This window comes from Streptomyces sp. NPDC052042, from assembly GCF_044548345.1.
Lineage (GTDB): Bacteria > Actinomycetota > Actinomycetes > Streptomycetales > Streptomycetaceae > Streptomyces.
In genome coordinates, this window is record NZ_JBIUBU010000002.1 from 15,990 (window position 1) to 31,191 (window position 15,202).

A 15,202-nucleotide genomic window follows, 5' to 3' on the forward strand; every position below is an offset into this window, starting at 1 on the left:
TCGAAGGCCGCTGTATTTACCGCCTATTCGACGATCGGTGCAGGTCGTGGTGCAGGCTGCACGCGTCAACGGACCGTTGGGAAGGGTCTGTTGTGGAAGAGGTGGCTCGTTGGTGTAGACCTTCGACGGCGGACCCGGAAGGATCGCGGCTCGTCCGGAGGCCTTCACTAGAACGGAACTGGGTGTGCGGCGGCGTTACTTGGGAATGACGGCGGCTGTGGCCGCGATGGGAATGACGGCGGCGCTCACGGGGTGCGGCGGGGGCGGCGGCCCGGGGCAGATCACCCTCCGGCTCGTCGCGGCGGACTACGGCACCGGAGCCGCCGACAGCTCCGAGAAGTACTGGGACGGGCTCGTCAAGGACTTCGAGGCGTCCCACCGCGGCATCAAGGTCGACGTGAGCATCCACTCGTGGAAGGACGTCGACCGCGAGGTCGCCATGATGGTGAAGAACGGACGGGCTCCCGACATCGCTCAGATAGGCGCCTACGCCGACTATGCGAAGGCTGGCAAGCTCTACCGGGCCGACGAGCTGCTGTCCATACGGGCCCAGGCCAATTTCCTGCCGCGCCTGACCGACGCGGGCAGTGTGGACCGGACCCAGTACGGGCTGCCGTTCGTGGCCAGTACCCGGCTGCTCTTCTACAACAAGGAACTGTTCGCCGAGGCCGGCCTGTCCGCCCCGCAGACCTGGAACGACATCCGCGACGGCGCGGCGGTGCTGAAGCAGCGCGGTGTGACATACCCCTTCGCGCTGCCGCTCGGACCGGAGGAGCCCCAGGCCGAGACGCTGATGTGGCTGCTCAGTGGGGGCGGCGGCTATATCGACGACTCCGGTTCATACGCGTTCGACGCGGCCGAGAACATCAGGACGTTCGACTGGCTGAAGGCGAATCTGGTCGACAAGGGCCTGGTGGGCCCCGTCGCTCCCGGTGAGCTCGACCGGGGCACGGCGTTCGCGGCGTTCACGCGCGGTGAGGTCGGCATGCTGAACGGTCACCCCACGCTGATGCGGGAGGCGCGGAAGAGCGGGATCTCCGTCGGCATGGTGCCCCTGCCCGGCGCGGACGGACCCGGCGCGAGTCCGATGGGCGTCGCCGACTGGATCATGGGCTTCAAACAAGGCGGCCACCGGAAGCAGCTCGGCACGTTCTTCGAACACCTCTACACCGACAAGAACGTGGTCGAGTTCGCCGACCGGTACGACATGCTGCCGGTCACCGGCAGCGCCTCGGCCGCGATGGAGACGGACGCCGAGCACAAGCCGCTGCGGAAGTTCCTGACCGCCTTGCCGACCGCGGAGTTCTACCCGTACGGCAAGACGTCCTGGGCCCGGACCAACGAGTCGATCAAGGAGAACATCGGCAAGGCGGTCGCGCCGGGCGGCAGCCCCGCGGACGCGCTGGGGCGGATCGCACGGGACGCGGAGGCCGCGGAGGCGGCGCGCTAGCGCGGGGGCCAGGCGTCGGCAGGGGCCGCGCGGCTGCGGAGTGGCGGCCCTCCGACCGGGCGATAGGTTGGCTGATATGACCACCCCCGAGCACGGCCCCGACGACACGGCCCGCCCGGCCGGGCCGGTCGGCCCCGCCGAACCGGTCGGCCCGGTCGAACCGTCCCACCCATCCGCCCGGTCCCGTTCATCCGGCCCGTCCGACCACACGGAGCCGTCGACTCCGCCCGACGCGGCACCCGAGGCACCCGGCGGACGGCACGGAGCGCGCGCACCCCAGGATCCGGCTGCGCCGGACGCGGCGGATACGCCGAGTGCACCCGAGGCACCCGGCGAGCCGGACGTGCCCGAGGCGCCCGAGGCGGCGGTCGCGTCGAACCCGTCCGGCCTCTCCGAGCGCGACCGTGCCGTGCTCGCCGTCGAGCGGCGGTCGTGGACCGGTCCCGGGGCCAAGGAACGGGCGATCCGTGAACGGCTGGGCATCTCGCCCACGCGCTACTACCAGCTGCTGAACGCGCTCCTCGACGACCGCCGGGCGCTGGAGGAGGACCCGGTGACGGTGTACCGCCTGCGCCGCGTCCGGGACGCGCGCCGCGACCGCCGCTGACACGACCCGGCCGCCGTAACAGCCCGGCCGCAGTGGCGGATCTGCCCGGGGGCGGATCCGCCCCCGGGACGCGGCCGCACCCCGCTTTCGGCCGCACCCCGCTTTCGGCCGCGAACGCCCTCCGCCTCCCGCTCCCCGCCTATAGGCTCGGCTCATGGGCAGCAACCCGCACGCACCCGCGCCGAGCGCGACTCCGTCCGAGTTCCCGACCCCCACCACCCCGGCCGGCCGAGAGGCGCTCGCCGCGATCCTCGCGCACCCGGACCGTGCCGTCGTCGCACTCGACTTCGACGGGACGCTCGCCGACATCGTCCCGGACCCGGACCAGGCCCGTGCCCACCCCGGTGCCGTCGCCGCCCTCGCCGCGCTCGCCCCGAAAGTGGCCTCCGTCGCCGTGATCACGGGCCGCCCGGCCGGCGTCGCGGTCCGGTACGGCGGCTTCGCCGGGGTGGCGGGCCTCGACCACCTCGTCGTCCTCGGCCACTACGGCGCCGAACGCTGGGACGCGGTCACCGCCACCGTTCGGGCCCCCGCCCCGCATCCCGGAGTGGCCGCGGTCCGCGCCGAGCTGCCCGGAGTGCTGGACCGGCACGGCGCCTGGCACGGCACCTGGATCGAGGAGAAGGGCCGGGCGCTCGCCGTCCACACCCGCCGCGCCGCCGACCCGCAGGGCGCCTTCGAGGCGCTGCGCGAACCCCTCGGTGAGCTCGCCGCCCGGCACGGGCTGATCGTCGAACCCGGCCGTCTGGTGCTGGAGCTGCGCCCGCCCGGCATGGACAAGGGGGTCGCGCTCGCGCGGTACCTGCGCGAGACGGGCGCCGAGTCCGTCCTGTACGCGGGCGACGACCTCGGCGACCTCGCCGCGTACGCGGCCGTCGAGAAGCTCCGCACCGAGGGCCCCGACGGCATCCCCGGCCTCCTGATCTGCAGCGGCAGCGCCGAGGTCGCCGAACTGGCCGACCGTGCCGATCTCCTGCTGGACGGCCCGGCCGCTGTCGTCCGCTACCTGGCGGCCCTGGCCGCACGCCTCTGAAACGGTCCGGAGCCGAAGAGGTCCGGACGGCCCGCCCCGTCGAACGCCACTGACGGATGTGGCCGATCTGACGGATCTGGCAGACCCGGCAGACCTTGACGGCCCCGGGCGGGCCCGGCCGCGCCGCGCTCCTTCGGAGGAAGAGTCGCCGGGCGCCCCTGGCGGACACACTCCCGGACATGCGCCCGGTGGCCCTGGTCGCACGCCGCCGACGGGTCTCCCGCCCCCGGCCCCGCTCACTCCTCCCGCAGCGCGCGCAACTGGTCCAGGAACCACTGCTGCGGCGGCAGCGCGACCGCCGCCGCGGCCAGCCGCCGCGTGCGTTCGGCTCGTTCACCGTCCGCCATCGTCAGCGCCTCGTGCAGGGCACGCGCCGTGGCGGACACGTCGTACGGGTTCACCACGACCGCGTCGCCGCCCAGCTCCTCGTACGCCCCCGCCTCCCGGGACAGCACCAGCGCGCAGCCGTGGTCGGAGACGACCGGGACCTCCTTGGCGACCAGGTTCATGCCGTCGCGGATCGGGTTGACGAGCGCCACGTCGGCCAGCCGGTACGCGGCCAGCGAGCGGGCGAAGTCGTCCTTGACGTGCAGCACGACCGGTGTCCAGCCCGGCGTGCCGTATGCCTCGTTGATCGCGTCGGCGACCTGCCTGACCTCGGCGGTGTAGTCGCGGTAGACGGCCAGATCCTGTCGCGACGGGTAGGCGAAGGCGACGTGGACGACGCGCTCGCGCCATTCGGGCCGCTCGTCGAGGAGTGCGCGGTAGGCGAGCAGGCCGCGCACGATGTTCTTGGACAGCTCCGTCCGGTCCACCCGCACGATCGTCCTCCGGCCGGGGCCGATCTGCTCGCGCAGCGCGGCCATCCGCTCGTCCACGTCCGCCTCGTGCGCGCGTCGGCGCAGGAAGTCCGCGTCCGCGCCGAGTCCGTGCACCCCGATCGCGGTCCGTCCCGTCCCGCCCAGGAACTCCGTGCAGCAGGCGGTGAACGCCTCGGCCCAGCGCCGGGTGAGGAAGCAGGCCCGGTCGGCGCCCAGGATGCCGCGCAGGAGCTGTTCCGCGATGTCGTCGGGGAGCAGCCGGAAGTAGTCGACGGGCGCCCAGGGGGTGTGCGAGAAGTGGCCGATCCGCAGGTCGGGGCGGAGTGCGCGGAGCATGCCGGGCACCAGCGCCAGGTGGTAGTCCTGCACCAGGACCGCCGCGCCCCGGCCCGCCTCCTCGGCGAGCGCCTCGGCGAAGGCCCGGTTGTATGTCTCGAACGATGCCCACTGCCGCCGGAACTCCGCGTCGAAGACCGGCTCCAGCGGCGTCTGGTACAGCATGTGGTGGACGAACCAGAGCACCGAGTTCGCGATGCCGTTGTACGCGTCCGCGTGGACGGCCGGGGCGATGTCGAGCATCCGCACGCCCGGTTCGCCGACCCCGCGCCGGACCGCCTCCCGGTCCCCGTCCCCGAGCGCGGAGCACACCCACAGCTTGTCGTCGACGGCGCTCAGCCCCGAGACCAGCCCGCCGCCGCCGCGCTTCGCGCCGAGCGACCCGTCCGTCTCCAAGGTGTACGACACCGGGCCGCGGTTCGACGCGACGAGGACGGTGGCTTCGGCAGCGCCGGACCGTGCGGCACCGGCTTCGGCGGACGGGGCTTCGTGCTCGGAGACCATGTTGCGGAATCTAGCCCGATCGCGAACCACTCAAACGCGCGAAGCCGGACGACGTCCGGCGGCATCCGGGTGGCGCACGGCCACGCCGTACGCCACCGTGCGGAACCCGGTGCGCCGGGCGCCGCCCGGCCCGCGCGGCACCACACCGCCCGTTGCCGCCCGTTGCCGCCCGTTGCCGTCCGGCAACGTCGGCGGCGTTCGACGGCATCAGGCCGCGCGGCGCGAGGTGTACTCCTCGATCTCGCGCATCGGAGGCCGCTCCTCCGTGTCCACCGCATGGGTGCGCGGTACGAAACCGTCCTCGCCGCGCTCGAACTGGGTCAGCGAAGGGCGCACCAAATGCCCGCGGGACAAGCGAAGTTGAGCGGTCCGGTAGATCGCCGCCGCCATCCGGCCGAGTGCCTGGCCGTCCTGGTGGCGGTGTTTGCGCACACCCACGTCGACCTGGGCGAGCGCGTCCAGGCCCACCGTGTGCAGCGCGTCGACGAGGAGGCCCAGCTCCACCCCGTACCCGACGGGGAAGGGCAGCTGTTCGAGCAGCGAGCGGCGTGCCGCGTACTCGCCGCCCAGCGGCTGGACGAAACCGGCCAGTCGCGGCCAGTGCAGATTGAGCAGCGGCCGGGCCACCAGTTCCGTGACGCGGCCTCCCTGCCCCGCGGCCCCGCCGGGCCCGTCGCCGAACGGCCGGTCGTACATCGCCTTGACGAACCCCACCTCGGGGTCGGTCAGCAGCGGGCCGACGACACCGGAGACGAAGTCCGCCGAGAAGTCCCTCAGATCGGCGTCGATGAAGCAGATGATGTCACCGTGCGTCACCAGGAGCGAGCGCCACAGCACCTCGCCCTTTCCGGGCAGGGCGGGTATGCGGGGGAGTATGTCGTCCCGGTGCACCACGCGGGCGCCGGCCTCCCGGGCGACCTTTGCGGTGGCGTCCGTGGAACCGGAATCGATCACCACGAGTTCGTCGACGAGCGCGACCTTCTCCATCAGTTCGCGCCGGATCGTCGCGACGATCTCGCCGACGGTCGCCTCCTCGTTCAGCGCAGGCAGTACGACGCTCACACTCCCGCGCCGAGGATCCTTCGCCCTGGCGGCGAGGAGCCTGTCCAGCGGGCGGTCGGCGACCGACCAGGAACGCCTGGTCAGCCAGCGTTCCACCTCTTCCAGCACGGTCGATACTCCCTGTATGTGATCCATCTCGCGGTTCGGACGACTATCTCAACAGTCCGGTGCTTCGGTTACAGTCTTGAACAACGCGGACGACCATCGCATGCCGGGGTCGGTCCGCCCACAAACGCCTGGAGCACCGCTCCAGTGCCATAGCGCTCATCCAGAGGGACTGAGGGAACGGCCCGTTGACGTCCCGGCAACCCCCCTGCCGACCGCGAGGTCACGGTGGGGAAGGTGCCAATTCCGGCTTGCGGCGAAACGCGTCGCAAGGAAGATGAGGAGAAAGGGCCTCCGCCATCATGGCCGTGCAGACCGCTGCGACCGCTTCAGCGAACACCGCTTCTTCCGCCGACGAGTCCTCCGTCGGCACCGCGCCCGCCGACCTCGATCTCGGACCCGCCGCGGCACTCTCCTGCCGCGAGTGCGGCGAGCGCTTCCCCCTCGGACCGATCTTCGCCTGTTCCTCCTGCTTCGGGCCGCTCGAAGTGGCCTACGACCTGCCGACCGGGTCCCCGGAGGAGCTGAGGAAGCGTATCGAGGCCGGACCGAACAGCATCTGGCGTTACGCGCCGCTGCTGCCGGTGCCCGCCGACGTCGCGGACAAGCCCAATCTCAACCCCGGCTTCACCAAGCTGGTCAAGGCCGACAACCTCGCCCGCGAGCTGGGCGTCACCGGCGGTCTGTACGTCAAGGACGATTCCGGCAACCCGACGCACTCCTTCAAGGACCGCGTCGTCGCCATCGCCGTCGAGGCCGCCCGCGCCTTCGGCTTCACCACCCTCTCCTGCTCCTCCACCGGCAACCTCGCCGGCGCGGTGGGCGCCGCCGCCGCCCGCGCCGGCTTCCGCTCCTGCGTGTTCATCCCGCACGACCTGGAGCAGGGCAAGGTCGTCATGGCCGCGGTGTACGGCGGCGAGCTGGTCGGCATCGAGGGGAACTACGACGACGTCAACCGCTTCTGCTCGGAGCTCATCGGCGATCCGCTCGGGGAGGGCTGGGGCTTCGTCAACGTCAATCTGCGCCCGTACTACGGCGAGGGTTCCAAGACCCTGGCGTACGAGATCTGCGAGCAGCTCGGCTGGCGGCTGCCCGACCAGATCGTCGTTCCGATCGCGTCCGGTTCGCAGCTCACGAAGATCGACAAGGGGCTCCAGGAGCTGATCGGGCTGGGCCTGGTCGAGGACAAGCCGTACAAGATCTTCGGCGCCCAGGCCGAGGGCTGCTCCCCGGTCTCCACCGCCTTCAAGGCCGGTCTCGACGTCGTACGGCCCCAGAAGCCCGACACCATCGCCAAGTCCCTGGCGATCGGCAACCCGGCCGACGGCCCGTACGTCCTGGACATCGCCCGCCGCACCGGCGGCGCGGTCGAGGACGTGGACGACGAGCGGATCGTCGACGCGATCAAGCTGCTGGCCCGCACGGAGGGCATCTTCGCCGAGACGGCGGGCGGGGTGACGGTCGGCGTCACGAAGAAGCTGATCGAGAACGGCCTGCTCGACCCGTCGCTGACCACCGTCGTCCTCAACACCGGCGACGGGCTCAAGACCCTGGACGCGGTGGCCGCCACTTCGCAGGCGACCGCGACGATCCGTCCGAGCCTGGACGCCTTCCGCGCCGCCGGCCTCGCCACTGCCTGACACCCACCGCGACCGAAGAAAGGCACATCCACCATGAGCGTCAAGGTCCGTATCCCCACCATCCTCCGCACCTACACGGACGGCCGGTCCGAGGTCCCGGCCGAGGGCGAGACCCTCTCCCAGGTCATCGAGTCCCTGGAGCGGAACCACCCGGGCATCGCCGCCCGTGTCCTGGACGACCAGGGCAAGCTCCGCCGCTTCGTGAACGTGTACGTCAACGACGACGACGTGCGCTTCGAGGACGGCCTGGGGACGGCGACCCCGGACGGCGCCGGCATCTCGATCATCCCCGCCGTCGCGGGCGGCTGCTGACGGACCGGCGGCTCCCCACGCCGTCGGCTGCCGCCAACGGCCGAAGATTTCCCGGCATTACCCGAATTGCCCTCTCCGAGAAGAAAGCGGAGGGGGCAATTCTGCATGGTTGAGCGCGGTAGAGTGGGGGAAGTCCCCCCAGCTTCACGTGCCGCCCGCCAATGAAAATGCGCCCGGTCACGATAAGAAGTGGCCAAAGTGCGCGATCTTCCTGAGTCATAAGTCACTTTTGCCCGGCCCGACTTGCCCTGGGATCTTATGAATTCTTCAGATCCGGGCGATCGATGCTGCCCAGAATTCTCGTCCGATTGACCTGTTGCAGGGGGCAGTTGGGCAGATACATTCAGCCGCGGTCGACGCGTTCCGGCGCACACACCCTCTCCTGTCGGAGGGTGAGTTCTGACCCGGGTCCGCGAAGTGCGGTCCTGCGCAAGGGCCAGTAATAGGGGAGTTAGGCATGGCTCAGGGCACCGTCAAGTGGTTCAACGCGGAGAAGGGGTACGGCTTCATCGCGGTCGACGGTGGTGCGGATGTTTTCGTCCACTACAGCGCGATTCAGATGGACGGCTACCGCACCCTCGAAGAGGGTCAGCGAGTTGAGTTCGAGATCTCGCAGGGCCAGAAGGGGCCGCAGGCGGACATGGTCAAGCTCGCCGTCGGCTGAGTTCGGCGCGGTCGGCCACCAACGACACCACTTTCGTGCGGAGGGCCCGTTCCCGGGGAGCACCCAGGGGCGGGCCCTCCGCATGTTCCCGCGCCGTCGGCCCTCCTGCGCCCCGGCTGCGCGGGCGCCCCGCGCCGTGCGTGCCGGGTGCCCGCGGTGCGTGCCCGGCCGTGTGTGCCCCGGCCGTGTGTGCTGAACGCCCGCCGTGCGCGCATCCGCCGTATGCACCGGTGCGCGCCTCAGTCAGCCAGGAGCACCCGGGTGCGCGTACAACCCTGCTGACCCTGCGCGCCCGGGTGCGTGTACGCGAGCGCGCGCCTTCACGCGCGCGCTCACCGGGACGCGGGGGCGTGCGGGAGCGTTCTGGCGGCCCGTTCGTACGGACCGTTCGGGGGGTGCGTCCGTCCGGGTTCAGGCGAGCCTCCCACCGCCTCCGTCCGGCGTCCGGGGTTGGCCACATCCCGAGGGGGACGCTTGCACTCTCGGGGGTCGAGTGCTAATCATTGGCGTTAGCACTCTCCGGGTGAGAGTGACAGACTTGGGCCGGGCCGGTGAGGTCCGCAGGTCCGGTGGGGCAAGGAACCACCGGTACGCAGGCCGTCCGTCGCGGGCGCCACTCGGTCCGGAGAAAATCCACCCCTGTCCGGGAGGACCACTTCACATGGCCAAGATCATCGCGTTCGACGAGGAGGCCCGGCGCGGTCTCGAGCGCGGCATGAACCAGCTCGCTGACGCCGTCAAGGTCACCCTTGGCCCCAAGGGTCGCAATGTCGTCCTTGAGAAGAAGTGGGGCGCCCCCACGATCACCAACGATGGTGTGTCCATCGCCAAGGAGATCGAGCTGGAGGACCCGTACGAGAAGATCGGTGCGGAGCTGGTCAAGGAGGTCGCCAAGAAGACGGACGACGTCGCCGGCGACGGTACGACCACCGCCACCGTTCTCGCCCAGGCTCTCGTCCGCGAGGGCCTGCGCAACGTCGCCGCGGGTGCCAACCCGATGGCCCTCAAGCGGGGCATCGAGAAGGCCGTCGAGGCCGTCTCCGCCGCTCTCCTGGAGCAGGCCAAGGATGTGGAGACCAAGGAGCAGATCGCTTCGACGGCCTCCATCTCCGCCGCCGACACCCAGATCGGTGAGCTCATCGCCGAGGCCATGGACAAGGTCGGCAAGGAAGGCGTCATCACCGTCGAGGAGTCCCAGACCTTCGGTCTGGAGCTGGAGCTCACCGAGGGTATGCGCTTCGACAAGGGCTACATCTCGGCGTACTTCGCCACCGACATGGAGCGTATGGAGGCGTCCCTCGACGACCCGTACATCCTGATCGTCAACTCCAAGGTCAGCAACGTGAAGGACCTCCTTCCGCTGCTGGAGAAGGTCATGCAGTCCGGCAAGCCGCTGCTGATCATCGCCGAGGACGTCGAGGGCGAGGCCCTGTCGACCCTGGTCGTCAACAAGATCCGTGGCACCTTCAAGTCCGTCGCCGTCAAGGCCCCGGGCTTCGGCGACCGCCGCAAGGCCATGCTCGGTGACATCGCCATCCTCACCGGTGGTCAGGTCATCTCCGAGGAGGTCGGCCTGAAGCTGGAGAACGCCGGTCTCGACCTGCTCGGTCGTGCCCGCAAGGTCGTCATCACCAAGGACGAGACGACGATCGTCGACGGTGCCGGTGACAGCGACCAGGTCCAGGGCCGCGTCAACCAGATCCGCGCCGAGATCGAGAACTCCGACTCGGACTACGACCGCGAGAAGCTCCAGGAGCGCCTCGCGAAGCTGGCCGGCGGCGTGGCCGTCATCAAGGCCGGTGCCGCGACCGAGGTCGAGCTGAAGGAGCGCAAGCACCGCATCGAGGACGCGGTGCGCAACGCCAAGGCCGCCGTCGAGGAGGGCATCGTCGCCGGTGGTGGCGTGGCCCTGCTCCAGGCCTCGGCCGTCTTCGAGAAGCTGGAGCTCTCGGGTGACGAGGCGACCGGCGCCGCTGCCGTCAGGCTGGCGCTGGAGGCCCCGCTGAAGCAGATCGCCGTCAACGCCGGTCTTGAGGGCGGCGTCGTGGTGGAGAAGGTCCGCAACCTGACCCCGGGTCACGGCCTGAACGCCGCGACCGGCGAGTACGTCGACCTGGTCGCCGAGGGCATCATCGACCCGGCGAAGGTCACGCGCTCCGCGCTGCAGAACGCCGCGTCCATCGCCGCGCTGTTCCTCACCACCGAGGCCGTCATCGCCGACAAGCCGGAGAAGGCCGCGGCCGGTGCTCCGGGCGGCATGCCGGGCGGTGACATGGACTTCTGATCCCCACGGGATCGTCAGTCCGGCACAGCTTCGCTGTCGCGCAGGCCCCCGGGACCATCTGGTCCCGGGGGCCTGCGCCGTGTCCGCGCTCTCGTATCCGTCCGGCCGGCGCCGGGGCTGCCGTCGGCGTCACGGCAGCCGGTCGAGGAGCCATGCGCAGAGTTCCTCCGTCACCAGGGTGTGGCCCTCGTTCCGGGAGGCGAGCTTGAAGTCGTCGAGCCCGCTGTCTTCGGGCGGGAGCGCCGAGATGTCCGTGTAGAGATCCTCGTCCGTGTCCAGGTCGCGGATGTCGACCGCGCTGACGGACGGTACGAAGCAGTGCGAGCGGATGCGGACGTCGGTCTTGAAACCGAGCTCCGGGCCGAGGGCGTTGAGGCCGTCGGCGAGGATGCCGAAGCCCTCCAGCGAACCTCCGGGGGCGCCGTCGATGGACGGCAGCCCGGACGTGCGCACTTCGGGGGACTTCAGCGTCGCCACGCTCGGTTTCGCGACGAGTTCGTCGTCGCCGGGCGCCTGGGTGTAGAGCGCGGTCCCGGTGACCGACGGGCCCTTGCCCTCCAGGGCCAGTTCACCGGCCGGGACATCGGTGCCGGTGCCGTCGGCCGCACCGTTGGCGACCCCGATCAGCCGCGGCCTGCGCGGCCATTCGCCGAGGTTCCTCATCTCGGCCAGGAACGCGGCGCGTTCCTCGCTCTGCGCCGGGGCCGCGTTCCATGCCGCGATGTGTCGCCACAGCAGTTGACGGGCGGCCGGGCTGTTGAGCTGGTCGGAGAGCCTGCTGTCGAGAACCCCGATGTAGTGTGCGAACGCCTGGAGCGCGATCGGGACCCAGGCGCCGCGATGCGGGCTGTCGTACGAGAAGTACAGCGCGGTCTGGTGGTCCGCGTGCTCGTGCTCCAGCTTGGCCAGTGCATGCCGGGCGACCAGCCCGCCCATGCCGAACCCGCCGACGGCGAGCGGTGTGTCGCCCCGCCGTTCCGCGATGACGCGCATGACCGCAGCCTGCACGGTCCGGGAATTGTCCAGAATCGACGCACTGCGCTCGTGGAATCCCAGGAGGATGACGTCATGCCCCCGGCGACGCAGTTCGCTGATGAGCGCGTAGTCGCCGAACTCCATGACCTCCCAGGAAACGTCCAGGCTGCTCGGCCCGGTGTTGAAGCCGTCGGCCACGATCACGGGTCGCACGAGACCCCGGTGCCCCTCGCCTTCGTACACCCAGGCGGTTCCGCCGGGCAGGTCCCACACGGTGCTGGGCGGCAGCGGAAGGGCACCGTGCGGCTCGGCGTCCCGGCGGAGGCCGGGAGTCAGGACGATGGGAGCCTTGCTCCGCAGCGCCGAGACGATCTGCTCGCGGGTCGGTTCGGACACAGGTCGTTCCCCTTTGGGCCGGTTCATCACAACTGGCGCCATGGTGATCACGTGGAGTAGCGGCCGGGTGGTGGAAGTGGATCAAACCACTCCCAGGTGGGAGTAGGTTTCGGACATATGGAGGGGTGGGGGCGCGGATGCGTGCGCCCCGGGGCGGCAAGGCGTGGGTGCGCGGCCGTGGTCCAGGGGTGCAGTTGAATGCGTTCAATTCTTCTGCGAGGGTGTTCTGCCCGTGATCTTCCCCGCCCATGGCGGAGACGGCCCGGTGGGTGGGCCGGTGAGGTCAACCGGACGGGCGGGGACGGCGGTTGGGGCGGAGGGGTGGGCGAACGGTCATGAGGACGCCCACGACGTACACCTGGAAATTCTTCGTGGACCGCAATGCGCGCAAGAAGCCGGTGCTGTTCTTCTTCTACGGCGCCCCCGACAGTTCTACGGCGCCCCCGACAGCGGGAACGCGTATGTGATGCAGCGCGCCGAGGGCCGAGACCGCCGCGATCGCCGTCGATCAACCCCCGGCTCGCGACTGAGTCGTGTCTTTCGGTTGCGGGTACGGTCGTTGTCCCACCCGCTGCGAGGAGTGCTTCGTGCCCGTGTCGCCATCGCCCGCCCTTGAACCGTTCCTCGACCTGCTGCGCTGTCCGATGTGCCATGCCGGTCTGCATCCCGACCAGGGTGCCCTGCGTTGCCGGGTCGGCCACACCTACGACATCGCCCGGCACGGTTACGTCAGCCTGTTGACCGGCACTCGCGCCACCAGCGGCGACGACGCGGACATGGCGCGAGCCCGGGACCGGTTCCTGGCCACCGGCAGGTACGAGCGCATCCGTCAGACCGTGGCTCGTCTGGCGGCCGACGCCGTGTCCGAGGGGGGCACGCTCCTGGACGTCGGGTGCGGTACGGGCTACTACCTCGCCGGGGCGCTCGACCAGCTGCCCGGTGCCCGTGGGCTGGGGCTGGACGCCTCGGTGCGTGCCCTGCGCATGGCGATCCGGTCCCATGCGCGGGCGGCCGCGGTGACCTGGGACGTCTTCCGGCCCTTCCCGCTGGCCGACGGGGTGGTCGATGTCGTGCTGGACGTGTTCGCACCGCGCAACCCGTCCGAGTTCCACCGGGTGCTGCGTCCGGGTGGCCGGCTGATCGTCGTGCGCCCCACCGCGCGGCATCTGACCGAACTGCGCAGCCGGGTGCCCGGGATGGTCGCGGTCGACCCGGCCAAGGAGCGGCGCCTGCGGCAGGCGCTGGCCCCGTACTTCGAGATCGACTGCACCCAACTGGTCGAGTACGTCACGGACTTGACCAGGGAGGAGGCGGTCGACCTGGTGGGGATGACGCCGAGCGCGCGCCATCTCGATCAGGCGGCCCTGGGCGACGGCCGCCTTCTGCCCGGCCAGGTCACCGTCTCCGTGTTGGCCACCGCCTACCGGGCCCGGCGAGCCGCTGCCCGTACGCCTGTCGGTCCTGGTGAGTCTCGACCGCGTAACGGGGTATCGGGGTAACGGGGTATTGGCGCAACCGTGTGATCGCGTAACCGTGTCATCGTGCGACAGCGCGTCTCGGCGGTGCTACGGCCGTGACCAGGACGGTCGGTCGTCGCGTGGGGCCATCGCGGCCCGGACCTCGCTCATTCGGGCCGGTACGCGGGACGGGGGGGGACCGCTCCGGGCGGGGCGGCCGAGGGGCTGACGAGGTTGCCGTGGCAGCGCCCGCAGACGCCGCCGACCAGGGAATCCGCAAGGTCGAGTGTGCCGCAGTCGCCGCATTCCAGAGTGCGTAGCAACGGGCGAGGGGGCGTCGGGGCCATCCGCTCGGGCGGCATCTTGTCGACCAGCCGCCTGCGGACGAGCGCCGCCGCGTGGTGGACGGGGGTGGGGAGGCCGTTGGTGAGGGTGTGCAGGAGCTGCGCCTCCGTGGCACCGCGCTCGAACCAGTCGGTGACCAGGGGTTCCAGCGCCGCGCAGTCGGCCGCCGAGAGGGTGAGCGAGGGTGCGGTGCGGCCGAGGGCGGCCAGCAGGACGAACTGACGGGAATGGGTGGAGCGTCGGCGCTGCTCCGGCGGTACGTCACCCCGGGTGAACGCCGCCCACCAGGCATCGTCCCGCGCGGTACGGGAGAAGAGCGTGCGGGTCACTCAGAGGGGTACCCGGTCGTTGGCGACGCACTTGCTGCCGCCTCACAGATGCCCGGCGGCCTGGAGCCGGTTGAGGGCGGTCCGCAGGGCGCACTGCCCGTAGGGGAGGACCGTGGCCAGCGTCTCCACGGAGATGTCGGCGCCGTCGGGGAGCTGGTCGAGGAAGGTGGCGTTGGACGCTTCGCGGGTCGGCAGGTGAGCGAAGTCGTTCCCGGTGCACTGGAGTTGCGAGGGAACGGAGCGCTTGCCGTAGCCCGGGGCGGCCATGGGGTGCGGGGTCCCACCATCCATTTCTATGAAAGAGCGCTCGGATCCCGAGGCTTGAGCCCCGGACGGGGCCGGGGGCGGTACGACGGACGGGACGACGGACGGGGGACGGGGGGCGACGGACGGGGAACGGTGGGCGCGGCATTGTGCGCTGAGTCGGGCGGAACACCGGGCGCTGACTCGGGCGCGGCGTCGGGCGGAACGCCGGGCTGCTGAGTCGGGCGGAACATCGGGCCCTGAGCCCGAGCGGGACGCCTCTCGTGGGCGCACGTGACAGACATGGCCCCCGGCCCGCGTGAGCGATCTACGCGGGCCGGGGGCCGACAGGGTGTCCGGCGGGCTCCGGCTGGGCTTCCGCCGGACCTCGATCCGGGCTCAGTCGCGGCGGGGGCCGATGACCGAGGTTCCGTCGTGCACGGTGATCGCCAGTGCCGGGCAGATGTCGGCGGCGTCCAGCACCCGCTCGTCCGGCTCGATCCCGTCGGCCTTGACCCGGGCGTGCTCCCGTCCGTCCCGCTTCCCGTCCAGCGCGAACACCTCGGGGACCGTTCCGGCGCACATGCCCGAGCCCTGGCAGAGTTCCGGATCGACGCGTACGTTCCACTCGGCCATGCC

The 15,202-nt window shown here is 70.9% G+C and carries 15 protein-coding genes and 1 riboswitch; of the genes, 9 read left to right on the forward strand and 6 right to left on the reverse strand.

Going from position 1 to position 15,202, the window contains the following annotated elements:
- Positions 1-226: 226 nt before the first annotated feature.
- The 3 genes from ACIHCL_RS05355 (at position 227) to otsB (ending at position 3,090) form a co-directional block, all read left to right on the forward strand.
- On the forward strand, positions 227-1,450 hold the full coding sequence (locus ACIHCL_RS05355) for an ABC transporter substrate-binding protein (RefSeq protein ID WP_399857998.1): 1,224 nt from the start codon (positions 227-229) through the stop codon (positions 1,448-1,450).
- Positions 1,451-1,793: 343 nt separating this feature from the next.
- Complete coding sequence (locus tag ACIHCL_RS05360; RefSeq protein ID WP_399858001.1) at positions 1,794-2,057, forward strand: DUF3263 domain-containing protein; 264 nt, start codon at positions 1,794-1,796, stop codon at positions 2,055-2,057.
- 154 nt (positions 2,058-2,211) lie between these two features.
- Positions 2,212-3,090 (forward strand): trehalose-phosphatase, encoded by an 879-nt coding sequence (otsB, locus tag ACIHCL_RS05365; RefSeq protein WP_399857200.1) that lies wholly within the window; start codon positions 2,212-2,214, stop codon positions 3,088-3,090.
- Positions 3,091-3,326: 236 nt separating this feature from the next.
- Here otsB and ACIHCL_RS05370 read toward each other — a convergent pair whose 3' ends face one another.
- Positions 3,327-4,751 carry a trehalose-6-phosphate synthase gene (locus tag ACIHCL_RS05370; RefSeq protein ID WP_399857202.1) on the reverse strand — a complete coding sequence of 475 codons (1,425 nt, stop codon included), beginning with the start codon at positions 4,749-4,751 and terminating at the stop codon, positions 3,327-3,329.
- A 207-nt stretch (positions 4,752-4,958) separates the two neighbouring features.
- A complete protein-coding gene (locus ACIHCL_RS05375; protein ID WP_399858004.1) occupies positions 4,959-5,921 on the reverse strand; it encodes a glucosyl-3-phosphoglycerate synthase in 963 nt (320 codons plus the stop codon).
- A gap of 153 nt (positions 5,922-6,074) precedes the next feature.
- Positions 6,075-6,202, forward strand: a riboswitch (SAM riboswitch).
- An 18-nt stretch (positions 6,203-6,220) separates the two neighbouring features.
- Here ACIHCL_RS05375 and thrC point away from each other — a divergent pair.
- The 4 genes from thrC (at position 6,221) to groL (ending at position 10,818) form a co-directional block, all read left to right on the forward strand.
- Positions 6,221-7,558, forward strand: coding sequence for a threonine synthase (gene thrC, locus ACIHCL_RS05380; protein WP_399857203.1), 1,338 nt, complete (start codon positions 6,221-6,223; stop codon positions 7,556-7,558).
- Between the two features lie 33 nt (positions 7,559-7,591).
- A complete protein-coding gene (locus ACIHCL_RS05385) occupies positions 7,592-7,870 on the forward strand; it encodes a MoaD/ThiS family protein (RefSeq protein ID WP_399857205.1) in 279 nt (92 codons plus the stop codon).
- 457 nt (positions 7,871-8,327) lie between these two features.
- Positions 8,328-8,534, forward strand: a complete 207-nt coding sequence (locus ACIHCL_RS05390) for a cold-shock protein (RefSeq protein WP_003967346.1) — start codon at positions 8,328-8,330, stop codon at positions 8,532-8,534.
- A 661-nt stretch (positions 8,535-9,195) separates the two neighbouring features.
- Positions 9,196-10,818: a chaperonin GroEL gene (gene groL / locus ACIHCL_RS05395; RefSeq protein WP_399857207.1), complete on the forward strand. Its 1,623-nt coding sequence runs from the start codon at positions 9,196-9,198 to the stop codon at positions 10,816-10,818.
- Positions 10,819-10,947: 129 nt separating this feature from the next.
- Here groL and ACIHCL_RS05400 read toward each other — a convergent pair whose 3' ends face one another.
- Positions 10,948-12,189 (reverse strand): esterase/lipase family protein, encoded by a 1,242-nt coding sequence (locus ACIHCL_RS05400; protein WP_399857209.1) that lies wholly within the window; start codon positions 12,187-12,189, stop codon positions 10,948-10,950.
- Positions 12,190-12,524: 335 nt separating this feature from the next.
- On the opposite strand from ACIHCL_RS05400, the gene ACIHCL_RS05405 reads away from it, so the two are divergent.
- Together ACIHCL_RS05405 and ACIHCL_RS05410 are read left to right on the forward strand one after the other, a co-directional pair.
- A complete protein-coding gene (locus ACIHCL_RS05405) occupies positions 12,525-12,656 on the forward strand; it encodes a hypothetical protein (RefSeq protein WP_399857211.1) in 132 nt (43 codons plus the stop codon).
- Positions 12,657-12,776: 120 nt separating this feature from the next.
- On the forward strand, positions 12,777-13,688 hold the full coding sequence (locus ACIHCL_RS05410; RefSeq protein ID WP_399857212.1) for a putative RNA methyltransferase: 912 nt from the start codon (positions 12,777-12,779) through the stop codon (positions 13,686-13,688).
- 125 nt (positions 13,689-13,813) lie between these two features.
- On the opposite strand, the gene ACIHCL_RS05415 is transcribed toward ACIHCL_RS05410, so the two are convergent.
- The 3 genes from ACIHCL_RS05415 to ACIHCL_RS05425 form a co-directional block, all read right to left on the reverse strand.
- Positions 13,814-14,320, reverse strand: a complete 507-nt coding sequence (locus tag ACIHCL_RS05415; RefSeq protein ID WP_399857214.1) for a hypothetical protein — start codon at positions 14,318-14,320, stop codon at positions 13,814-13,816.
- 42 nt (positions 14,321-14,362) lie between these two features.
- The gene (locus ACIHCL_RS05420; RefSeq protein WP_399857215.1) at positions 14,363-14,587 is read right to left on the reverse strand and encodes a hypothetical protein; all 225 of its coding nucleotides are present in this window, start codon (positions 14,585-14,587) and stop codon (positions 14,363-14,365) included.
- Between the two features lie 375 nt (positions 14,588-14,962).
- Positions 14,963-15,199 carry a ferredoxin gene (locus ACIHCL_RS05425; protein ID WP_399857217.1) on the reverse strand — a complete coding sequence of 79 codons (237 nt, stop codon included), beginning with the start codon at positions 15,197-15,199 and terminating at the stop codon, positions 14,963-14,965.
- Positions 15,200-15,202: the final 3 nt, after the last annotated feature.